Origin of the sequence: Chryseobacterium sp. CBTAP 102 (assembly GCF_003201365.1) — a bacterium.
GTDB lineage: Bacteria > Bacteroidota > Bacteroidia > Flavobacteriales > Weeksellaceae > Chryseobacterium > Chryseobacterium candidae.
Genome location: NZ_QICX01000001.1, coordinates 335,162 through 354,792, shown reverse-complemented (window position 1 = coordinate 354,792; position 19,631 = coordinate 335,162). Strand labels below are relative to the sequence as shown.

Genomic DNA, 19,631 nt, shown 5'->3' with positions numbered 1-19,631 from the left:
TAGTGCTTTCAGATACAGCTTTGGAATTTGTTTGGGATGGCTCCAATGGTTCTGATTTTTTGCTTTCACAGGGATAGCAAAATAAGAACCCGATAAAAAATGCAATCTTCATAATAGGATGCATTGTAAGAGTTAGTGTTTTCATAAATAATAATTTTGTGTGTTATGTGATGTTTTTTAACTAAATCTTTCAGGGTTGAATATCTTTATCTCAACCGTTGGCTTTTGGTCATTGGCAAGCTCTGAAACTGTTTTCCCGAAAATAGGCCCGAGACTTAACCCCATCATTCCACCGCCTCCCGCAATAATCAGATTGTTCAATTTGGAAGATTGTCCTAAGTAAGGAAGTCCGTCCGGGGCACAGGGTCTGTATCCAAACCAGATTTCAGATTCTTTGGGTATTTTAACCTGGAAATCCGGCAAATAGCCAGGAATAGACCTAACGATTCCTTCTACTCTTCTCATATTAATTTTATCCTGGTGTGAAGCCAGTTCCATAGTTCCGCCAAAGCGGATCTGCCCGTTCATAGGGGTAACTGCAACCCTCGCTTCAAGTAATAAGGCAGCATGTTCCAAGGTATTGAGTGGGTTTTCTGGCTTGTGCATGAATGAATATCCTTTCCCAGGCATTAATTGAATTTTAATACCTGCTTTTTGAGCAAGTTCAGGTAAGAATGAACCTCCCGTCATGATAAACCTGTCTGCGGTAAACTGCTTATCATTGGCAATAACAGCCTTAATATGGTTTCCGAAAGTTTCAAAACCTGTTACTTTGTGATGGGGATGAAAAATTACCCCATTATTTTTAAGATAAGAGATCATTTGTTTCATCAGTTTCATGGGATTCATATGCCCGTCACATCTATAATTGACTCCTCCGATAACATCCAATTGGGTATTGGGTTCTAGCTTCTGAATTCCCTTTTTATCCAGAATATCAACGGGTAATCCCATCTTAATTGCTTTGTGGGCTAGTTCTATCTCTTCCTGTGCAACTTTCTCTGTTTTATAAAGCATCAAAATGCCATTCTGATGAAGTTCAAAATCAAATTCATCTTTTTGTGCAATCTCATTATAAAGTCTGCTGCTTGCCAGGTTAAGATCCCTGATGGCAGCCGCAGAATGATCAACATGTTTCTGGTTGGAATGTTTCAGAAACTTCAATCCCCAGGATATCAGGTTGGCATTGAGTGAGGGCTTTACATAAAACGGACTTTTACTATCAAACATCCATCGTATTCCCTGTGCAACAACTCCCGGAGCTGCCAATGGTGTAAAATGGCTGGGTACAATCATTCCTGCATTGCCATAAGAACAGTTGTCAGTAAGGTCATTCTGTTCCAGAATCTCCACCTGCCAGCCTTTTTGTAAAAGATAATAAGCTGAACTTAATCCTGCTATTCCTGCACCGATAATAAGTGCTTTTCCTTTATTTTGTGTCATATATTTATTTACATAACCTGAAATCCCTGCCAATAAGGATCTTCATCATCAATGATAATATGATTGTACCCCGTAATTCTTGCCCAGCCTTCTACTGACGGAACAATCGCTGCTCTTCCATCAATAGTTGTGGCTTCTTCAATTCTCCCGATAAACTGAGAACCGATATAGCTTTCATGAATAAATTCTTCCCCTTCCTTCAGTTTTCCCTTAGCATACCACTGAGCCATTCTTGCAGATGTTCCGGTACCACATGGTGAACGGTCTAAGGCATTTTCGCCTACCAACACCGCATTTCTTCCGCTGGCTTTAGGATCAGTAGGTTTACCCGTCCACTGAATATGACTTAATCCGGTAATATGTTCTATTTCAGGATGGATGAACTGATATTTTTCATTGAGTAATTTCCTGATAAGTTTTCCATAATGGATGAGCTGGCTGGCTGTAAAATCAGAAATATCTCTGAAGTTTTCCTGAGGATCTATAATAGCATAGAAGTTCCCGCCATAAGCCACATCGGCTCTTATAATTCCAAGATCCGGACATTCAACTTCAAGGTTTTCAGCATATAGGAAAGATTTTACATTGGTCAGTTTTACAGACTTAACTTTTTTCCCTTCCTGTACATAATCTATGAGGATAAGCCCTGCAGGCGTTTCCAGTCGTAATTTTCCAGGAATTTTGGGAACAACAAGACCTTCTTCAATGGCAATGGTAACCGTTCCGATGGTTCCGTGTCCACACATGGGAAGACATCCGCTGGTTTCAATATATAAAACCCCGATATCGTTATTTTCATCTACAGGAGGATACAGAATACTTCCGCTCATCATGTCATGACCGCGGGGTTCAAACATTAATCCTTTTCTAATCCAGTCGTATTCTTGCATGAAATGCAGCCTGCGTTCCATCATGGAATTCCCTTTTAAAATGGGTGCTCCTCCCGCAATAAGACGTACAGGACATCCACAGGTGTGTGAATCTATACAAAAAAATGTTCTGTTCATGTGGTCTGTATATTTAATGATTCTGAATTCATTACTCCATCCACCATTCTGCTGATTTGTAATGGGTTGCTGTTTTTTAATTCTTCGGGTAGAAATTCATCCGGCCAGTTCTGGAAAGAAATTGGACGAACAAAGCGTTTGACGGCATCCGGTCCTACGGAGGTAAAACGGGAATCGGTAGTAGAAGGAAACGGTCCTCCATGCTGCATGCCATACACAACCTCTACTCCTGTAGGCATTCCGTTGAATAATAATCTTCCGCACTTATCTTTAAGAAGATTGATCAGTTTACTATTCTCACGCACGTCTTCATTGGTAGCCGCAATAGTAATCGTTAATTGTCCTTTTAACTGTTGAGCAATTTTCCTAAGCTCTTCGTCAGTTTCACATGCTACAACAATACCAAACGGGCCAAAGACTTCTTCACTTAATACCGGATTATTCATGAAATTACTGGCACTGGTTGTTATCACTGAAGCATTTCCATATGAGCCTTCTGTTTCAGTATGTGCTGATGCAATCAATTCAACATTGGGTTGTGCTATCGCTGTATTTTTATTTTTCTCGAAGCTTTCAAATATACCTTTATGAAGCATATGGGCAGGAGCAACATTTTGAATTTCCACTTTTAAAGTACTGATAAAACGGTCAAGTGGCTTCCCTTTCAATGCAATAAACACTCCCGGATTGGTACAAAATTGCCCTACTCCCAGCGTTAAAGAAGCAATATATTCCTTCGCTAATACTTCTGCTTTGGTTTCAAGCAAGTATTGCAGGGCAAATACAGGATTAATACTTCCCATTTCTGCAAATACCGGAATAGGATTGTCACGGCGGTTGGCAATATCAAACAAAGCTTTTCCACCATTAAAAGAGCCGGTAAATGCAACAGCCTGGATGTCCGGATGCTGGGTCAGATAAGCGCCAATCTCGTAAGATTTCCCTGTAATATGGCTAAAAATTCCTTCTGGCCATCCGAAAGCTTTAACGGTTGCAGTTATAACATCAGCCATTATCTGTGAAGTCTGTGGATGTGCCGGATGTGCTTTTATAATGACAGGACAGCCTGCTCCAATTGCACTCGCAGTATCACCACCCGCTGTAGAAAATGCAAAAGGAAAATTACTGGCTCCGAAAACGACTACAGGTCCAATGCCTACATTGTATTTCCGGAGATCTCCTTTTTGCTTTTCAGGCTGAGAAAGATCAATTCTGGCTTCTGTATAGATTCCGGCAGATACTGCTTTTGCATAGCTTCTCCATTGTCCCGCAGTTCTGGCCTTTTCACCGGTAAGTCTGGCTAATGGTAATGACGTTTCGGAATGAGCGGCTGTTAAAAGCTCATCCCCCAAAGCTTCAATCTGATCCGCAACAGCATTCATAAATTCAGCCCTTTCATTGATGGTGGTATTCTTCAGGAACTGAAAGGCTTCAACAGCCAATTGAATTCTTCTGTCAATATTTTGTGTTGATGCTTCTTCAATCATAATTGTTTTTCCGGAGTTAATAGTAACGGACGTTTAGCTATACCTTCTTCAATAATTTTTTGAATCTTTTCTGCTTCTTTTCCATGAAGTTCAAGACGTGGCGCTCTCACATAAGGACTGCTTATTCCTTCTGCTGTTGCTGCCAGCTTAATATACTGGATTAGTTTAGGGTGAATGTCAAGTTCCAGCAACGGCATAAACCATCTGTAGATGGCTACAGCTTTGTCATATTCGCCTGTTTTAACATAGTTGTACATGGCCATAGTTTCGTTAGGAAAAGCATCTACAAGACCTGCCACAAGACCGTCTGCTCCAAGCATCAGGGTTTCCAGACAAATCGTATCTACCCCTCCTAGAATTTTGATTCTTTTTCCAAAGCGGTTAATCATTCTGGTTACATTCGCCAGATCTCTTGTCGATTCTTTAACGGCCTGAATGGTTGGATATTCAATAAGTTCCTCAAACATTTCAAGGGTAACATATATTCCATAATCTACGGGATTGTTATAGATAAGAATAGGAAGATCTGTAGCAGAAGCAACTGCTTTGAAATATTCAACAACTTCATGGCTGTCTGCTTTATAGCGCATCGGAGGAAGAAGCATCAGTCCGTCTGCTCCAAATTCTTTGGCTTTCTGAGCAAAGTTAACTGCATTTTTGGTTGTATTTTCAGAAAGGTTAAGAATGACAGGAATTCTACCTTGTGTTATCTTTTTCGCATATTTCAGCAGTTCAAATTTTTCTTCCGTTTCCAAAGCGCTGGCTTCTCCCAATGTTCCAGCGAGGATAATTCCGTGAACGCCAGCTTTAATCTGTGCTTCCGTATTGATGGCAAACATTTCAAAGTCTATCTCACCTTCTTTTGTAAAAGGCGTTAATACAGCGGGATAAATACCTTCCCAGTTTAGTTTTGTACTCATATCAAATAATATTTATCCAAAACTAGCAGAATTTCAAAACGGTAAATGTTAATATTTTAATATGTTCTAACCGTATTTTAACATGCCGCTTTTTATTGCTCTATTGTAGCCTCTTTATAATGCTTCAGGTATTCTTTAGGCGAATATTTCATAATGGACTTGAAAACCCTGTTAAAATTGGTAAGGCTATTGAATCCACTATTGAAAGCAACAGAAGAAATGCTGTACATGCTGCTGGCTGTCAGAAGTTTGCAGGCTCTTTGTACACGAAGCTCATTGAGATATTCAATATAAGTAATGCGGGTACGTTTTTTAAAAGAGCGGCAAAAAGCCTGAGGAGTCATACAGGCTTCTTTCGCAATAAGGTCGAGGGTAAGTTTATTCTGCGCAAAATTTTTCTTAATAAAATTCTGGGCATCTATAATTCTTTGGTCTGTATCGGAAATATGATTAGACAGATTCTTTTCTGAAGATAACGGAATATGCAAATGTCTGTTTTGCATAAGATGATTTAGAATTCTGATAAAATCTATGATCTGATCTACTCCTTTAGTCTTTTGTAATGCAGCAATATTTTCTCCAATGCTTTTTGTGAGTTTGGAAGCCACCTGGAAACCTGTTTCTGAATGACTGATGAAGTTTTTAAGTTCCTCAAATTCCGGTAAGACGAAAAAGGCTGAAATCTTCTTATGAGGATCAAAGAAAATAGAGATGGAATGAACCTTCTGCTTTTCATCTTTTTCAAAATTACCCCTGAAAACATGGGATTGATTGGCGCCCAGATAGAAAATGTCACCTGCTTCAAAATTAAAAAGATTCTGCTCTATAGCCAATGTTCCATGCCCTTTAAGAATCCACATGATCTGTGTTTCTGTATGACGATGGAAATAAGGATAGAAATTAGGCATAATATCTTCCTGGATGCGGATACTTTTGTTAGTATCGGCAGGAACAGAAAACTGGAGACTCTTCATAATATCAATACTTTATGGGAACACTCTACTCGTTAGGTTAAAATATTGCTGAAGTTAAACAAAATATGAACATTGAATATCATATTAAAATCCAAATTTTACAGAATCTTAATTTTTAATGAATAAAGAGTTATAAATAGTACAAAATCGTAACTTTAAATTTTTAAAATAAAAAGTATTCATAATATATGTTTTCAGCACAAACTTACCAAGACAGACGGGAAATATTAAAGAAAAGTGTATCTAACGGAATCTTACTATTTCTGGGAAATATTGAAAATCCTGTGAACTTTGAACATAATCCTTATTATTTTCGTCAGGACAGTACCTATTTATACTATTTCGGAATCCAGGAACCTCGTATCGCAGCCATTATCGATATTGATGAAAATAAGACCATCGTTTTCGGAGATGAACTGAGTATTGATGACATCGTGTGGATGGGCAGACAGGAAACACTGAAAGAGAAAAGTTTGAAATCCGGTGTACAGGAAACACAGCCATATGCAGAACTTGCCCGATATATAGTAAAAGCACAGACTTCCGGCAGAAAAGTTCATTACCTTCCTCCTTATCAGTCTTCCAATAAAATTTTACTGGGAGATCTTCTTGGGATTAAAATAGGAGAATTACAACCTTCTGTAGAAATGATCAGGGCAATTGTAAAACAGCGTTCCATTAAAGAACCTCAGGAAATTGTACAGATAGAAGAGGCCGTAAATGTATCCAATGAAATGCATTTGCTGGCAATGCGCCTCACTCAACCCGGGATGAAAGAATATGAAATTGCCAATGCCATCCAATACCTTGCTGCTAATAAAGAATGTCAGATGTCTTATCCTCCTATTGTGACGATCAACGGAGGTATTCTGCATAATCATTATCGTCTTAATACAATGAAAGATGGGGATCTTTTCCTGAATGATTCCGGAGCAGAAACAGCAATGGGATATGCAGGTGATCTTACCAGAACATTTCCTGTAGGCAAAACTTTTACAACGAAGCAAAAAGATATGTACGAAGTGGTTCTGAATGCTTTTAATCAATCTCAGAATCTTTTGAAACCGGGAGTACGATTTAAAGATATTCATCTGAAAGCAGCACAGCATCTGGTAGAAGGTCTTATTGATCTTGGACTGATGAAAGGAAATCCTGAAGATGCTGTAAAAAACCATGCTCATACGCTGTTCTTTCAGTGCGGACTGGGTCATATGATGGGTCTTGATGTGCATGATATGGAAGACCTCGGAGAACAATATATTGGCTATACCGAGGAAGAGCCAAAAGATACCAAAACATTCGGATTGAAATCTTTACGTTTAGGGAAAGCTTTGGAATCCGGTTTTGTAGTTACGGTTGAACCTGGTATCTATATGATTCCGGAGCTGATTGACATCTGGCAGGCTGAAAACAGGAATGCAGACTTTATTAATTATGATAAAGTAAATGAATACAGGAATTTCGGAGGAATCCGTGTGGAAGATGATTTCCTGATTACATATGACAATTACAGACTTTTGGGCAACGGATTAATTAAATCGGTTGAAGATATTGAAAATTACAGAGCTGAGCATTTAGCTTAATTCAAATACTATTTATGAAGAACATAAAAAAACTGACAGCTATTGCATTGTATTTCCTGTGCTTGTCACCATTCGCGGCACAGAAGACACAATGGACTCCAGATGGCAACGCTTATTATTCATTTACTAAAAAAGGGGTGGAAATTGTTGATCTATTGCATCCCGGAAAAGATCAGACGCTTTTAAACAGTAGTGAACTGATTCCTGCCGGAAGTTCTGAAGCCTTACAGGTACAGAGTTTTCAGGTATCTCCTGATGATAAAAGTTTATTGCTTTTTGCCAATACAAAGAAAGTATGGAGAGATAATACCCGTGGAGATTACTGGATTTTCGACAAAAATACCAAAAAGCTTACCCAGTTGGGAAAAGGATTACCTGCTTCCTCACTGATGTTTGCAAAATATTCTCCGGATGGAAAAAAAGTTGCTTATGTATCTAAGCATAATATTTATGTGGAAGATCTTGCCAGCAATCAGCAGACTAAGATCACTACAGATGGTACAGACGGAATGATCAATGGAACTTTTGACTGGGTATATGAAGAGGAATTCGGAACTCAGGATGGTTTCAGATGGTCGCCGGACGGCAGTAAAATTGCTTACTGGAAGCTGGATGCACGCGGTACGAAAAACTTCCTGATGATCAATAATACAGACAGTCTATATTCTTTTACCGTTCCGGTAGAATATCCAAAGGTGGGAGAAAATCCTTCCGGATGCAGTATCTGGTTTTATGATCTTGCTTCCCAATCTTCAAAGAAAGCCGATATTGCAGGGGATGAAAAGCAAAACTATATTCCAAGAATGGAATGGGTGCTGGATTCTAAATCCATTATTCTGCAGCAACTGAACAGAAAGCAGAATCAAAGTAAAATTATCGTAGCAGATGCCAATTCCGGAAGCAGTAAGGTCATTCACACAGAAACCGATGCGGCATGGATTGATATAAAAACCCGATGGAATGACAACGATCCAAAAGGCTGGGACTGGATTGATAATGGTAAAGAATTTTTATGGCTTTCTGAGAAGGACGGATGGAGACATATTTATAAAATAGATATGAACGGTAAAGAGACATTAATCACAAAAGATGCTTACGATGTAATTAAGCCAGAATTCTTTGATGTTAAAAACAACCAGATTTACTTTTTAGCTTCCCCGAATAATGCCACTCAGAAATACCTGTACAAAGTAAGTATGAAAGGAGGAAAAGCCCAAAAAGTAACCCCTGAATCCTATACAGGCTCTAATACTTATACGATATCACCCAATGGAAAAATTGCCATGTTTACCAATAACAGTATCGATGCATTTTCCGCAGATGCAGTGATATCACTTCCGGAACATAAAGAATTGGTTGCTGCCAAGAGGTCTGCAAAAGCAGATCCGGCAAAATCTAAAGCTGAATTTTTCCAGGTGACTACAGAGGATGGAGTTACCTTAGACGGATGGGTAGTAAAACCTAAAAATTTTGATCCAAATAAAAAATACCCAATCGTTTTCTATGTATATGGGGAGCCTGCTCTGCAAACAGTAACAGATGATTTTTATACCGGCTGGAATTGGTTATATACCGGAAATATGGCTGAAGACGGTTATTTATATGTTTCTCTTGAAAATCGGGGAACACCTTCTCCGAGAGGACGTGAGTGGAGAAAATCTGTCTATCGTAAAATAGGTCAGATGAATATCCGTGATCAGGCGATGGGAGCAAAAGCTTTATTTGCAAAATGGCCTTATATTGACACTTCAAGAGTTGCCGTATGGGGCTGGAGCGGTGGAGGTTCTTCTACCCTCAACCTTTTAGGGCAGTATCCTGATATTTACCAGACAGGAATTGCTATTGCACCCGTTGCCAATCAGCTATTCTATGATAATATTTATCAGGAACGTTATATGGGGCTTCCACAGGAAAACAGAGAAGACTTTGTCAATGGTTCTCCACTGGCTTATGCTAAAAATTTAAAAGGAAACCTTTTACTGGTTCATGGAACAGGTGATGACAATGTACATTATCAAAATACGGAAGTTTACATCAATGAACTGGTAAAATACAACAAACAATTTCAGCTGATGTCTTATCCTAACCGTAGCCACGCTATTAATGAAGGTGAAGGAACATCACTGCATCTGGCAACAATGTTTACAAAATACCTGAAAGAACACTGCCCTCCGGGAGCAAAATAAAAATATACAAAAACCTGCATTATTGCAGGTTTTTGTATTTAAAGAGTATTTGTTATTAAACCTGGTATTGTAAACTACGATTTAGTAATGATAATATAGTAACTTGTGTCACCACCGGTTGGTATATTGAGAAGACACTCATTGTGGGTTAACTGATTGGGTTCTCCGCTTACATATTGAAAGAAAAGTGCTACTTTTTGATTAGGTACTGTTGTTTGTAATGTATGCGTTAAGATCTGAGCATTTGAAAATGCATAAGATACATTTACTGTATTTCCAAAATTATCCCTGTTGGCGTTAATAATTCCTCTTGAAACAGTATTGGAAGTATAAATACTGCCGGATGCTGTGGCAAAAACGGTATTTATATTCATCTGTCCGGAAAAACTATAATTTTGAGTGTTATTATATCTGTTGCAACGAATTGATCCCCAGGCTTCAAAAGTATATACGCCAGGCTCAGGAATTACAATGTATCTGACATTACTTACCGACTGTCCATTCACTGTTGCTGAAGTATCTGTACCAAAAGTAAATCCTGCGCTATTCCCTTTTAGTCCGGCATCATTAATAATGGGAATATTGATATACTGATTGGGGTCATATAGCGAAAATCCGCCTGTGTTGTTAGTAGGCGAATACGTGGCAGGATAGTTGGAACGTTGCTGATAATACAAATATTTAACAGTGACTGGCATAATTACATTATTTCCAGAGGCATCCACTCCTAATTTATTGAAGGGAGGAGTATAAGCCGGTGATAAAAGCTTAGGTAAATTTTCATGCCTGATATTAAGTATTGCTGCAGAGTTTACATGTAATAAGGCTGTGGGCATGGAAGTTCCTATATTAATTCCCACATTTCCTGTATTGATTACTTTCATAAGTTCTGAAGCAGAAGAATTATTAATTTCCAAGGCTTTCGTTGCATTGGTATTGCTTTTAGAAACAACATCAAGAGTGGCAGTCGGCGTAGCTGTATTGAATCCTACATTGCTGCTTTGAGCAAATAAAAAGAAGGAAACAAATGTAAAGGGTATCAAGAATATTTTGTTCATTACCATTTTATTTGCAGTTATAACTTAGAAATAATCAATGTTGCTTTTTTTTCCAAACCAGCAGCACCTGAAAGAGAACATGCATTTGTGTTGAACTGATCTCCTGTTCCCCAGTTAGTAAATAGTGCAAGTTTCTGATTGGCTGTTGTAGTTGCTATAATAGAAAACATACTATTTTGTGAGGGATAATCATATTGCCCAGGACTGCTTAAATTACCAGTACTGTCACGTAGAGGAAATATATTGTTGCGTATACTGGTCTGTTCTTTATAAGTAGTATTTCCTGCAGATGCCAGATAAATACTGCTGACTACACCTATAAAATTGTTTCCATTATTACTGCCGGATATAGCACCAGTACAATTAATAGAATACTTTAAATTTAGTTTATATACGCCAGGATCAGGAATGGTAATGTAAATTACATTGGTTGCCGGATTACTTCCTCCGTAGATTCTGTTAAGCGTTGCAGATGTATCAGTGCCCAATGTTACATTTAGTGAATTACTGTCAATACCGGTTGTCTGGAAAGGCAAACTGTAGAAAATATTATTATTGTAAAGAGAAAATGCTGAAGTAGTCTGGGTGTTGTCGATCGTAATGTATGAATAAAGCACAGCTGGTACATAGGTACCTACATATCCATTGGCATCTACTGCAATAGGTGTTACACCGGATGCTAATTGGGGAAGATTTTCGTAACGGACACTTCCTTTGGTATGTAGCTTCGCAGTAGGGATAGGTGCGTTTATTCCCACATTCCCATTATCAAGAACTGTCATCATCTCCGTTCCTGTGGAATTGTTTATTTCTAATGCTTTTGTAGTATTGGTATTGCCTTTTGAGACGATATCCAGTGATGCAGATGGTGATGGCTGATTAATGCCCACCTGGGAATGGCTTAATGCAAAAGTAAGCACAAAAGCCTGTAATAATATTTTTTTCATCGTGTGTTATTTGCTCACAAATCTGCATCAAAAATCAAAACATATCAAATAAATAAATGCAACATAAATACATCACGCATACATCACAAATTTTGTATTTTAATGTAAGTATTTTGTTTTCAGATGTTTAATTGTTTTTTTTACTGCCTCAAAATAATTTTTTTTATTTAATAACTGTTTTCTTTTAATATAAAAAATATCCTGAAGAATAATTTTAACCTTCTTTTTACCACGGTTCAGAAAAATAAAATCACGTTCAGCAACTTAGGCCACCGGAATATGGAGATCAAGAAACATTAAATCTACATGATAAATACTTAAAAGACTGCTGGCATATACTGTATCTCCACATTTTCCTACGAGATTCAGTTCCTGATCTCTGGAGATAAAGCTTTCCAGTATTACAGCGGCAATAGGTTCATCTTCAATGGGTGTTTTGTTCCATATTTTTAAAGAGCAAATACCTGATATTTATGAATTTTATTCATTTCTCTTTAATAAATTAAAACTTACTAAAAGTAAAGATAAACAATACATATGATGAATGAATTTCTTTTAGATTAAAAGATAAGTTACAATAATAGAATCTATAGAATAATTCAACAGTTTCAAAAGAAGGTTTTTTGTGATATATTTCATAAATTTACGCTGCTTTATCAATCTGATGATAGTGTAAAATATTTCCAAGGTGAAAATTCACAACAAAAAAAAGTACCTTAGCTTCCTTAAATTTAAAAGAGATTTCCAGAAATACGGACTGGAAAAAGCGCGCAGTTATGAGCTTATCCTGCATTGGCTGAACAACAGGCTCAGCAGAAATCAGTTTCTTGTTCTTTCCGGAATTCTGGTAGGCTGTACAGCTGGTCTGGCAGGTGTTATTCTGAAAACGCTGGTACACAATATTCATTATTTCATTACCAATAAAGTTCATTTTGAATATCAGATATTATTTTATATTGTTTTTCCATTTTTGGGAATTGTTCTTACTACGATGATCGTTCTGACACTATTTAAAGGTCAGGATCGTAAAGGTATCGGAGCTATTTTATACGAAATTGCACAGAATTCAAGTATTGTGGCATCTGTTAAAATGTATTCTCAGGTGATACAAAGTGCGGTTACCGTTGGATTGGGAGGCTCTGCCGGATTAGAAAGTCCTATTGCTGTTACCGGAGCTGCTATTGGTTCCAATTATGCACAAACCTATAGACTTAGCTACAAAGAACGTACTTTGTTGCTGGCTGCTGGTGCTACTGCAGGGATTGCATCTGCTTTCAATGCTCCTATTGCCGGGATTATGTTTGCCTTTGAAATCCTTTTAACAGGCGTGGTCTTCACGGATTTTATTCCTTTGGTTGTTGCTGCAGTCTGTGGAAGTCTTTTGTCGAGGATTTTGCTTCAGGAAGACGTGCTTTTCAGGTTTTATACCAGAGATCCGTTTAACTATAAAAATGTTCCGTATTATCTTATTTTAGGAATTGTTACAGGGTTGTATGCCCGTTATTTTGTCATTATTTCTCAAAAAGTGGAGCATTTTATAAAAGGGCTTCAGCTTTCGAGACTTCGTAAAGCGATGTTTGGGGGAGCTGTGCTTTCTTTGCTATGTGTTCTTTTTCCTCCTTTATTCGGGGAAGGTTATGAGACTGTAAAGGCCTTTACCAACGGAAACACCTACTCTATTATTGAAAACAGTTTTTTCAGATATTTTGAGATCGGAGACTGGACGATTATCATTTTTCTGGTTCTGGTATTACTTTTAAAAGCATTTGCTACTTCATTTACCATATTCAGCGGCGGAAACGGAGGTAATTTTGCCCCTTCTCTTTTTGCTGGTGGAACTTTGGGGTATCTGTTTGCATTGGTTTGCCAGCATATTGGTTTTACAGATGTTCCGGTGACCAATCTTGTTTTGGTAGGAATGGCCGGAGCCATGAGCGGTGTTTTATATGCTCCTCTTACCGCAATATTTTTGATTGCTGAATCAAGTTTCGGATATGACCTGTTTATCCCGCTGATGATTGCTTCCATCATATCTTATCTGATTGCCAAATGGTTCTCCCCGATTTCACCGGAATTAAAATCCTTAGCGGATGAAGGAAAGATTTTCACGAATAAACATGATAAAAACCTTCTTTTCGCACTAAGAACGGAAGATTTTATAGATAAATATTCCCAGACCATTAATGAAAATGCCTCTGTTAGTCAACTTTTTGAAATGGTAAAGAACGGTAATAAAAATATTTTCGCTGTGGTGGATGAAAACAGAAAACTGAGAGGAGTCCTTACGTTAGATGATATAAGACCTTATCTTTTTAACAAAGAAATGGAAACATCCCAGACGGTAGCTCAGATGATGAAAGCTCCGCCAGCAATTCTTCACAGAGAAAATAAACCGTTGGATATCCTTCAGACTTTTGATGATACAGGTGTATGGAATCTGCCCGTTGTGAATAACAATAATGATTTTATTGGTTTTATCTCAAAATCTTCAATATTAATGAGCTACAGACAGCTTCTGAAAGAATATTCTGATTAATATTAGAAGCAAAAATGACAACCGTAAACCTGAATTCCCATCCTCTGGAGGGGTGTCAAAAATTCTTTGAATTTTTGACGGGGTGGTTAGCATCGTCAAACGATAAAAATCCGTTCAGCAATGAACGGATTTAATTTTAATCTATAATAAAGTTGAAAAAATTAGCTGCTTGCGTTATTCAGCAAAGCCAAATCTTCCTGATCAAGAGCAAGTTTCGGAGCATTGAACACGGTCTCCAGCTGAGATGCACTGGTAGTACTTACAATTGGAGCAGTGATCAATGGATTGGATAGCAGCCATGCCAGAGAAACCGTTCCCTGAGTGGTATTATGTTTTGCACTTACCTGATCCAGAGCTTTTAAAACTTCAAGTCCCTTAGGATTTAAATATTTTCTTACTCCCTCACCTCTTGCACTTTTTGCCAGATCTGCTTCATCACGGTATTTACCTGTTAAGAAACCTGCTGCCAGAGACCAATAAGGAAATACACTCAAATCAAACTGCTCTGCCAGAGGGGCATAGTTTTGCTCAAAACCTTCTCTTTCCATTAAGTTGTAATGGGGCTGTAAAGCAACATATTTAGGAAGATTATTCTTTTCAGCAGCTTCAAATGATGCTTTCAAACGTTCCGGTGATAAGTTGGAAGCTGCAATATAACGTACTTTTCCTGCCTTAATAATCTCATCATAAGCAGACAGGGTTTCTTCTACCGGAGTGGTATTGTCATCAAAGTGCGTATAATAAAGATCAATATGATCCGTCTGAAGTCTTTGCAGCGATTCATCTACAGATTGTAAAATATGTTTTTTGCTGATATCATAGCCATGTTCTTTCGTCTCCGAACCTACTTTGGTGGCCAAAACGATGTCATTACGGTTTGCTCTGCTTTTCATCCATTTTCCGATGATCTCTTCAGACTGTCCGCCCTTTCCATTCACCCACCATGAATACGTATCTGCAGTATCTATAAAGTTGAATCCGGCTTCAGTAAAGCGGTCCAGTATATCAAAAGACTGTTTCTCGTCCAGTGTCCATCCAAAAACATTTCCTCCGAAATTGATTGGCGCAACCGACAAATCGGTGTTTTTGATTTTTCTTTTTTCCATAAAAATAATTTTACTAAGTGATCCGTAAGGTACGGAATATTAAACCTTGAAAATATTCAAAATAGCCATTCTCTCTATAGCTATTATAAATGAAAATGCTGATTTTTCCTGGTTTTTTTTGGTTATTAAGAGTTTGTTGGAAATTGCAAAGACGCAAATAAATTAAACGCTAACTGCTTTAAGATGCAAAGGTTTTATCTCCGATAAAATTGAATACTGTTTATTTTATGTCTATTGCAAAAAGTCTTTGATTTTCTTGCGCCTTAAAGTAAACATTTTTTGCACCATTGCATTTCTCAAAGAAAAAATACATATATTATTAACTTTAAAAAATAAAAACAGCCATTTGAAAGCTGTTTTTATTATCTATCAATTAAAAAATACGGTTATTTTTCAACCTGAGGAATCTCAATAGCGTTAAGCTGAAGTTTATATTCCTGCAACTGAAGATGGATGGTTGATAAACCGTTGCTAAAGAATGATGATGCTTTAAAAAGTTCATGATAATACTCTATCCCTTCAAGAACATTTTTTTTGAAAGCATTCCATTTTTTTGTCTGCGAATGGGTAATCTGTACAGTGGATTCGGTAATTTCCTTTCTCAGATAATCCACATACATTTTCAGTTCATTAATGAACATATTCGGACGCTGGCTGTCGGGAAGAATATTGGTATTTCCGTAGATATGTTTTACCATTTCCGAAAGAGAAACTTCTTTATCAAAAAAGGCAATATTCGGTCCCGGACATATGACAACGCCCTGTTTTTCACCTTTAATTTCGAGGTTCTGCTCCATATATGCGGCGTTTACAAGTCCCACACACAGGCAGGCTTTATTAGTAATTTCCGATTTCTTTTTATTAAATTCCTTTTCTGTAAGGGTTTCCTTATTGTCGTACAGTTCCTTGAGTTTGATATCCTGGTACTTTCTGGAAGCGGTACAGGTTCCTTCCGGAGAAAATTCTTTGCTTAATGCCAGAAGTTTTTTGGGACATGAACTTCCATATTTCCCTTTTGCTTCTTTTTCAAACTTTAATCGTTCATTGGATGTTCCTTTTACCGTATTGAAAGGCACTCCTAATGGCGAAATATTGCTCAGATAAAAATCCTGTTCTTTTGATTGTAAAAGTAAATTTCGGGTTTCTGTATCTACCGATGTTGCTTCGGGCACCAGCAAAAACGGTGAACCCCATCCTACGCTGTCTACATGATAATTCGCCAATAAAAACTCGTGTTCTTCGGCAGTTCCTACTCCACCCTGAACCGTAATTTTCATTTCTAATGGCTCAGAAACTGTGGGTTTTCCTTTTTGCTCTAAAGCAGCTGTCATTAAGGCATGGGCAGATTGTATCAGGTCATTTTTTTTCTGCTTGAATTCTTCCATAATAGGCCCGAGAAGCATTCCTTCGGTAGCAAAAGCATGGCCGCCACAATTTAATCCGGATTCTATTCTGTATTCTGAAACCCACAATCCTTTTTTAGCCAGAAAGTTTCCCTGAATCATTGCAGAACGGAAATCGCTTACTTTCAGGATGATTTTCTTTTTGATGTTTCCGTTTTCGTCCGGAAAAAAATCTTCAAATTCTTCCATATAGCTGTATAAGCGGGGATTCATGCCTGCGGAAAGAACCATTGATGATGATAATTTACTTTTGGCGAATCCACGCAGTGAAGCATGAGCATCGTTATACATCACTGGAAGCTGTTCATTGTTTTGATAATTGTCTTTATCCACTTTCGTCATGATATTGACATCAATACTTCCCGGTTTTAAGTTGGATTCAATGAAGTTTTTGATATTGGAACTCCATTCATCTTTTTGATTGATCAGGTTTTGAAGGCTGTTTTTTAGATCTGAAGTATTTGGAAGCATGGCTATGAAGTCTTTCAAAGCCTCTTTATTTTTGCTGATCTCGTGTTTGAAAGATTCAAATTTTTCATTCACGATATCATCCACCATATCCAGATAAGCCGTAACTCTTCTGGCTCTGTAATCTTCTGTTTTTGTAGAGATCCCGAAATAGTCAAGATTGAACTTTTTATTGTAAAAGTTCTTCATTTTTTCCAGGATTTCATCATCAATGATGGAGATCACAGAAGAAATTCCATACTGGGCAACACGAATAGGACTGTCTATTGTGTAAGCCAGTCCCATTACCGGAATATGGAAATTGTGCAAAGGTTTTTGTGTCATAAAGTTCTGATAAAATTTTTTATTATTCATCTAAAAATCCTTTACAACTATTCACTGCTTAAAAATATTATTTTAAAATGAATTATGCATTAAATAATATTTTATATTGTGAAAAACATGTCAAATATCATTCTTTTAAATCGATTCCTGTGAAATTGTTACTGAGATACCATTAATTGTATGACTACCACATCAGCTATAGATTTTTTACTACATTTATTAGTTAAACGATAACCATATTTTCTCTCAGAAAATTAAAAATGAGATTTTTTCATGTATTATTCTTTTGGTTTTCATGGCTTCAATATTTATTTTTGGCAGTGATTTACTTGTCCAGTTTGAAGCAATGAAAGTAGATAAACTTGATGGACAATTTGGGTTTTATATTTTTGAAAAAGCAGCCTATACCAGTTTGATATATGCTGTTGTTGGTCTTATTTATGACACATACAAAAGAAAACTTAAATGATAACAAATAAAATATATACATTAAGCTTATTTTTTAGCTCTATATGGATTTTTTCCCAAAATGTCAATGAAGAGCTTATTCACTACTTAAAAGAGGCAGGAACGATTCTTATTACCAGTCATGAAGATCTCAGACTTGATATTGAAACGCCTGGCAAGAGTAAAACAATTTACAGAGACTTACTGAAAAATGGTGTTCCCAACCATGAAATCATCATAAATAAAGTAGTACTAACTCCTGAATCCAGACAGGAATTAATAGACATCATAAAACGGCAGAAAATTGTAAAAGCCTGGGATGGAGCTTTATGTTTTGAACCGCACAATACTTTGTTCATTTATAAAGAAAATCAATGGAAAAATATTGAGTTATGTTTTGGATGTAAACAGTACGGCCACAGTAAAAATCTACCCGTTAATAGAGAAGAATTTTTACACAGTTACCAGGACTGGATCAATCTTGAAGATTTTTTCAGAAAACTAGGGGTACAGTGGGAAGTTCCAAAAAAGAAATAAAAAAAGATCAGTGATTGACTGATCTTTTTATTTTACAATGATGTTTTAACGCTATTCAGCTTTATTTTTAAGCATCATCAGAAGGCTGTAAGCCCCTTTCTGTACAATTTTCTTATCCTTTAAAAAATCGGCTTTTATAATTTCCGTAAACTGATCATCAGAAATTCCGGTCATTACAGGAATCATTCTGTAATTGGATTTTCCAAGGTCTTCAAAAACATAATTTTTATTTTCAAAAGAAACTACGGCTTCATTAGGAAGTCCCATTGTATAATGGCTGCTGATATTCACTTCAGCATTTACATACATTCCTTTTACAAATTCTGTATTCACAGAGGATAATCTGGCAATTGCCGTCGCAGAGCCTCCATTTTCAATACTAGGAACAACACTGACAATTTTAGCATTTGATTTCACATCCGGATTCTGATTGTTGTACACCAAAATTTCCTGGCCCACTTTTACATCATTCACATCATTTTCAAAAACTTTTAATTCTAAAAGTAATCCCGCCGGATTGATCAGTTCAAATAAAGTATCTGCAGGGTTTATATACTGCCCGTTATTCACAAGAATTTTGCTTACAAAACCCGTGAACGGAGCATAAACATTGATTTTACTTCTGATATTCCCGGCACTCAGACCTTTGGCATTGATTCCGATGATTTTCAGCTTTTCCTCAAGCCCTTTTAAAGTGGCATTCAAAGTTGAATAATCTGCCTGGGCAGTCTGTAGGGTCTTGTCACTGCTGGCTTTGCTCGTATTAAGGTCTTTCTGGCGGTTATAATTCAGTCTTGCCGCTTCAAGTTGTGCTTTTGTTACCAGATAATCCTGCTGCAGCTGTATAAACTGCGGATCTTCCACCACAGCAAGCACCTGCCCTTTGTTGAAATGACTTCCATTAATTACATTGATCGACTTGATGTGTCCCCCCATAATGCTTGAAACTGAACTGATATGAGACGGTGCAATGTCTGCCTTTCCGTTCAGTCTCACCAGTTTTTCCATATTCCTGTTCTGAATTGTAGTTGTTGTAAGCCCTACAGCCTGAATCTGTTTTTCTATAAGATGAACGGAATTTTTGTCATTCTTAGAAAATTTTGTGTTTTCATAAACTGTTTTTTCTTCCTCTTTTTTTCCTGAACATGAAGATAAAGTTACGATGAAAGCAAGGCTGTATAGTGATATATTCCTGAAATGCATGA

At 37.2% G+C, this 19,631-nt stretch carries 14 protein-coding genes; 4 read left to right on the top strand and 10 right to left on the bottom strand.

Translation table 11 applies throughout. The annotated features are described in order from the left end of the window. Positions 1 to 177: 177 nt before the first annotated feature. The 5 genes from C8D70_RS01560 to C8D70_RS01540 all read right to left on the bottom strand — a co-directional run bounded on the left by C8D70_RS01560 (position 178) and on the right by C8D70_RS01540 (position 5,831). Positions 178 to 1,443, bottom strand: coding sequence for an NAD(P)/FAD-dependent oxidoreductase (locus C8D70_RS01560; protein ID WP_110366171.1), 1,266 nt, complete (start codon positions 1,441 to 1,443; stop codon positions 178 to 180). A gap of 8 nt (positions 1,444 to 1,451) precedes the next feature. Then, on the bottom strand, positions 1,452 to 2,450 hold the full coding sequence (locus C8D70_RS01555; protein ID WP_076594730.1) for a 4-hydroxyproline epimerase: 999 nt from the start codon (positions 2,448 to 2,450) through the stop codon (positions 1,452 to 1,454). Further along, positions 2,447 to 3,937: an aldehyde dehydrogenase (NADP(+)) gene (locus tag C8D70_RS01550; RefSeq protein ID WP_110366170.1), complete on the bottom strand. Its 1,491-nt coding sequence runs from the start codon at positions 3,935 to 3,937 to the stop codon at positions 2,447 to 2,449. The genes C8D70_RS01555 and C8D70_RS01550 overlap by 4 nt, the downstream gene beginning before the upstream one ends. Beyond that, positions 3,934 to 4,857, bottom strand: a complete 924-nt coding sequence (locus tag C8D70_RS01545; protein WP_076594732.1) for a dihydrodipicolinate synthase family protein — start codon at positions 4,855 to 4,857, stop codon at positions 3,934 to 3,936. The genes C8D70_RS01550 and C8D70_RS01545 overlap by 4 nt, the downstream gene beginning before the upstream one ends. A gap of 92 nt (positions 4,858 to 4,949) precedes the next feature. Next, on the bottom strand, positions 4,950 to 5,831 hold the full coding sequence (locus C8D70_RS01540; RefSeq protein ID WP_110366169.1) for an AraC family transcriptional regulator: 882 nt from the start codon (positions 5,829 to 5,831) through the stop codon (positions 4,950 to 4,952). Positions 5,832 to 6,019: 188 nt separating this feature from the next. Here C8D70_RS01540 and C8D70_RS01535 point away from each other — a divergent pair, with 188 nt between their 5' ends. Together C8D70_RS01535 and C8D70_RS01530 are read left to right on the top strand one after the other, a co-directional pair. Continuing rightward, the gene (locus C8D70_RS01535; RefSeq protein ID WP_110366168.1) at positions 6,020 to 7,414 is read left to right on the top strand and encodes an aminopeptidase P family protein; all 1,395 of its coding nucleotides are present in this window, start codon (positions 6,020 to 6,022) and stop codon (positions 7,412 to 7,414) included. A 14-nt stretch (positions 7,415 to 7,428) separates the two neighbouring features. Then, positions 7,429 to 9,600, top strand: coding sequence for a S9 family peptidase (locus C8D70_RS01530; protein WP_110366167.1), 2,172 nt, complete (start codon positions 7,429 to 7,431; stop codon positions 9,598 to 9,600). A gap of 74 nt (positions 9,601 to 9,674) precedes the next feature. Here C8D70_RS01530 and C8D70_RS01525 read toward each other — a convergent pair whose 3' ends face one another. Both C8D70_RS01525 and C8D70_RS01520 read right to left on the bottom strand, forming a co-directional pair. Continuing rightward, positions 9,675 to 10,658: a hypothetical protein gene (locus C8D70_RS01525; protein ID WP_146212840.1), complete on the bottom strand. Its 984-nt coding sequence runs from the start codon at positions 10,656 to 10,658 to the stop codon at positions 9,675 to 9,677. Positions 10,659 to 10,675: 17 nt separating this feature from the next. After that, positions 10,676 to 11,605: a hypothetical protein gene (locus C8D70_RS01520; RefSeq protein WP_110366165.1), complete on the bottom strand. Its 930-nt coding sequence runs from the start codon at positions 11,603 to 11,605 to the stop codon at positions 10,676 to 10,678. 688 nt (positions 11,606 to 12,293) lie between these two features. Between C8D70_RS01520 and C8D70_RS01510 the strand changes: the two genes are divergently transcribed. Next, complete coding sequence (locus C8D70_RS01510) at positions 12,294 to 14,141, top strand: chloride channel protein (protein WP_110366164.1); 1,848 nt, start codon at positions 12,294 to 12,296, stop codon at positions 14,139 to 14,141. Between the two features lie 161 nt (positions 14,142 to 14,302). On the opposite strand, the gene C8D70_RS01505 is transcribed toward C8D70_RS01510, so the two are convergent. Together C8D70_RS01505 and C8D70_RS01500 are read right to left on the bottom strand one after the other, a co-directional pair. After that, the gene (locus tag C8D70_RS01505) at positions 14,303 to 15,247 is read right to left on the bottom strand and encodes an aldo/keto reductase (protein ID WP_110366163.1); all 945 of its coding nucleotides are present in this window, start codon (positions 15,245 to 15,247) and stop codon (positions 14,303 to 14,305) included. Positions 15,248 to 15,633: 386 nt separating this feature from the next. Then, on the bottom strand, positions 15,634 to 17,442 hold the full coding sequence (locus C8D70_RS01500) for a hypothetical protein (protein WP_110366369.1): 1,809 nt from the start codon (positions 17,440 to 17,442) through the stop codon (positions 15,634 to 15,636). 465 nt (positions 17,443 to 17,907) lie between these two features. Between C8D70_RS01500 and C8D70_RS01495 the strand changes: the two genes are divergently transcribed. Then, complete coding sequence (locus C8D70_RS01495) at positions 17,908 to 18,426, top strand: hypothetical protein (RefSeq protein WP_110366162.1); 519 nt, start codon at positions 17,908 to 17,910, stop codon at positions 18,424 to 18,426. A gap of 51 nt (positions 18,427 to 18,477) precedes the next feature. On the opposite strand, the gene C8D70_RS01490 is transcribed toward C8D70_RS01495, so the two are convergent. Further along, a complete protein-coding gene (locus C8D70_RS01490) occupies positions 18,478 to 19,629 on the bottom strand; it encodes an efflux RND transporter periplasmic adaptor subunit (RefSeq protein WP_110366161.1) in 1,152 nt (383 codons plus the stop codon). Positions 19,630 to 19,631: the final 2 nt, after the last annotated feature.

What these genes read in the sequence shown, in the direction of transcription:
- C8D70_RS01520 (WP_110366165.1), bottom strand. Translation starts at nt 11,605, where the DNA reads ATGAAAAAAATATTATTACAGGCTTTTGTGCTTACTTTTGCATTAAGC.
- C8D70_RS01555 (WP_076594730.1), bottom strand. Translation starts at nt 2,450, where the DNA reads ATGAACAGAACATTTTTTTGTATAGATTCACACACCTGTGGATGTCCT.
- C8D70_RS01530 (WP_110366167.1), top strand. Translation starts at nt 7,429, where the DNA reads ATGAAGAACATAAAAAAACTGACAGCTATTGCATTGTATTTCCTGTGC.
- C8D70_RS01490 (WP_110366161.1), bottom strand. Translation starts at nt 19,629, where the DNA reads ATGCATTTCAGGAATATATCACTATACAGCCTTGCTTTCATCGTAACT.
- C8D70_RS01560 (WP_110366171.1), bottom strand. Translation starts at nt 1,443, where the DNA reads ATGACACAAAATAAAGGAAAAGCACTTATTATCGGTGCAGGAATAGCA.
- C8D70_RS01545 (WP_076594732.1), bottom strand. Translation starts at nt 4,857, where the DNA reads ATGAGTACAAAACTAAACTGGGAAGGTATTTATCCCGCTGTATTAACG.
- C8D70_RS01495 (WP_110366162.1), top strand. Translation starts at nt 17,908, where the DNA reads ATGATAACAAATAAAATATATACATTAAGCTTATTTTTTAGCTCTATA.
- C8D70_RS01500 (WP_110366369.1), bottom strand. Translation starts at nt 17,442, where the DNA reads ATGACACAAAAACCTTTGCACAATTTCCATATTCCGGTAATGGGACTG.
- C8D70_RS01505 (WP_110366163.1), bottom strand. Translation starts at nt 15,247, where the DNA reads ATGGAAAAAAGAAAAATCAAAAACACCGATTTGTCGGTTGCGCCAATC.
- C8D70_RS01550 (WP_110366170.1), bottom strand. Translation starts at nt 3,937, where the DNA reads ATGATTGAAGAAGCATCAACACAAAATATTGACAGAAGAATTCAATTG.
- C8D70_RS01540 (WP_110366169.1), bottom strand. Translation starts at nt 5,831, where the DNA reads ATGAAGAGTCTCCAGTTTTCTGTTCCTGCCGATACTAACAAAAGTATC.
- C8D70_RS01535 (WP_110366168.1), top strand. Translation starts at nt 6,020, where the DNA reads ATGTTTTCAGCACAAACTTACCAAGACAGACGGGAAATATTAAAGAAA.
- C8D70_RS01525 (WP_146212840.1), bottom strand. Translation starts at nt 10,658, where the DNA reads ATGAACAAAATATTCTTGATACCCTTTACATTTGTTTCCTTCTTTTTA.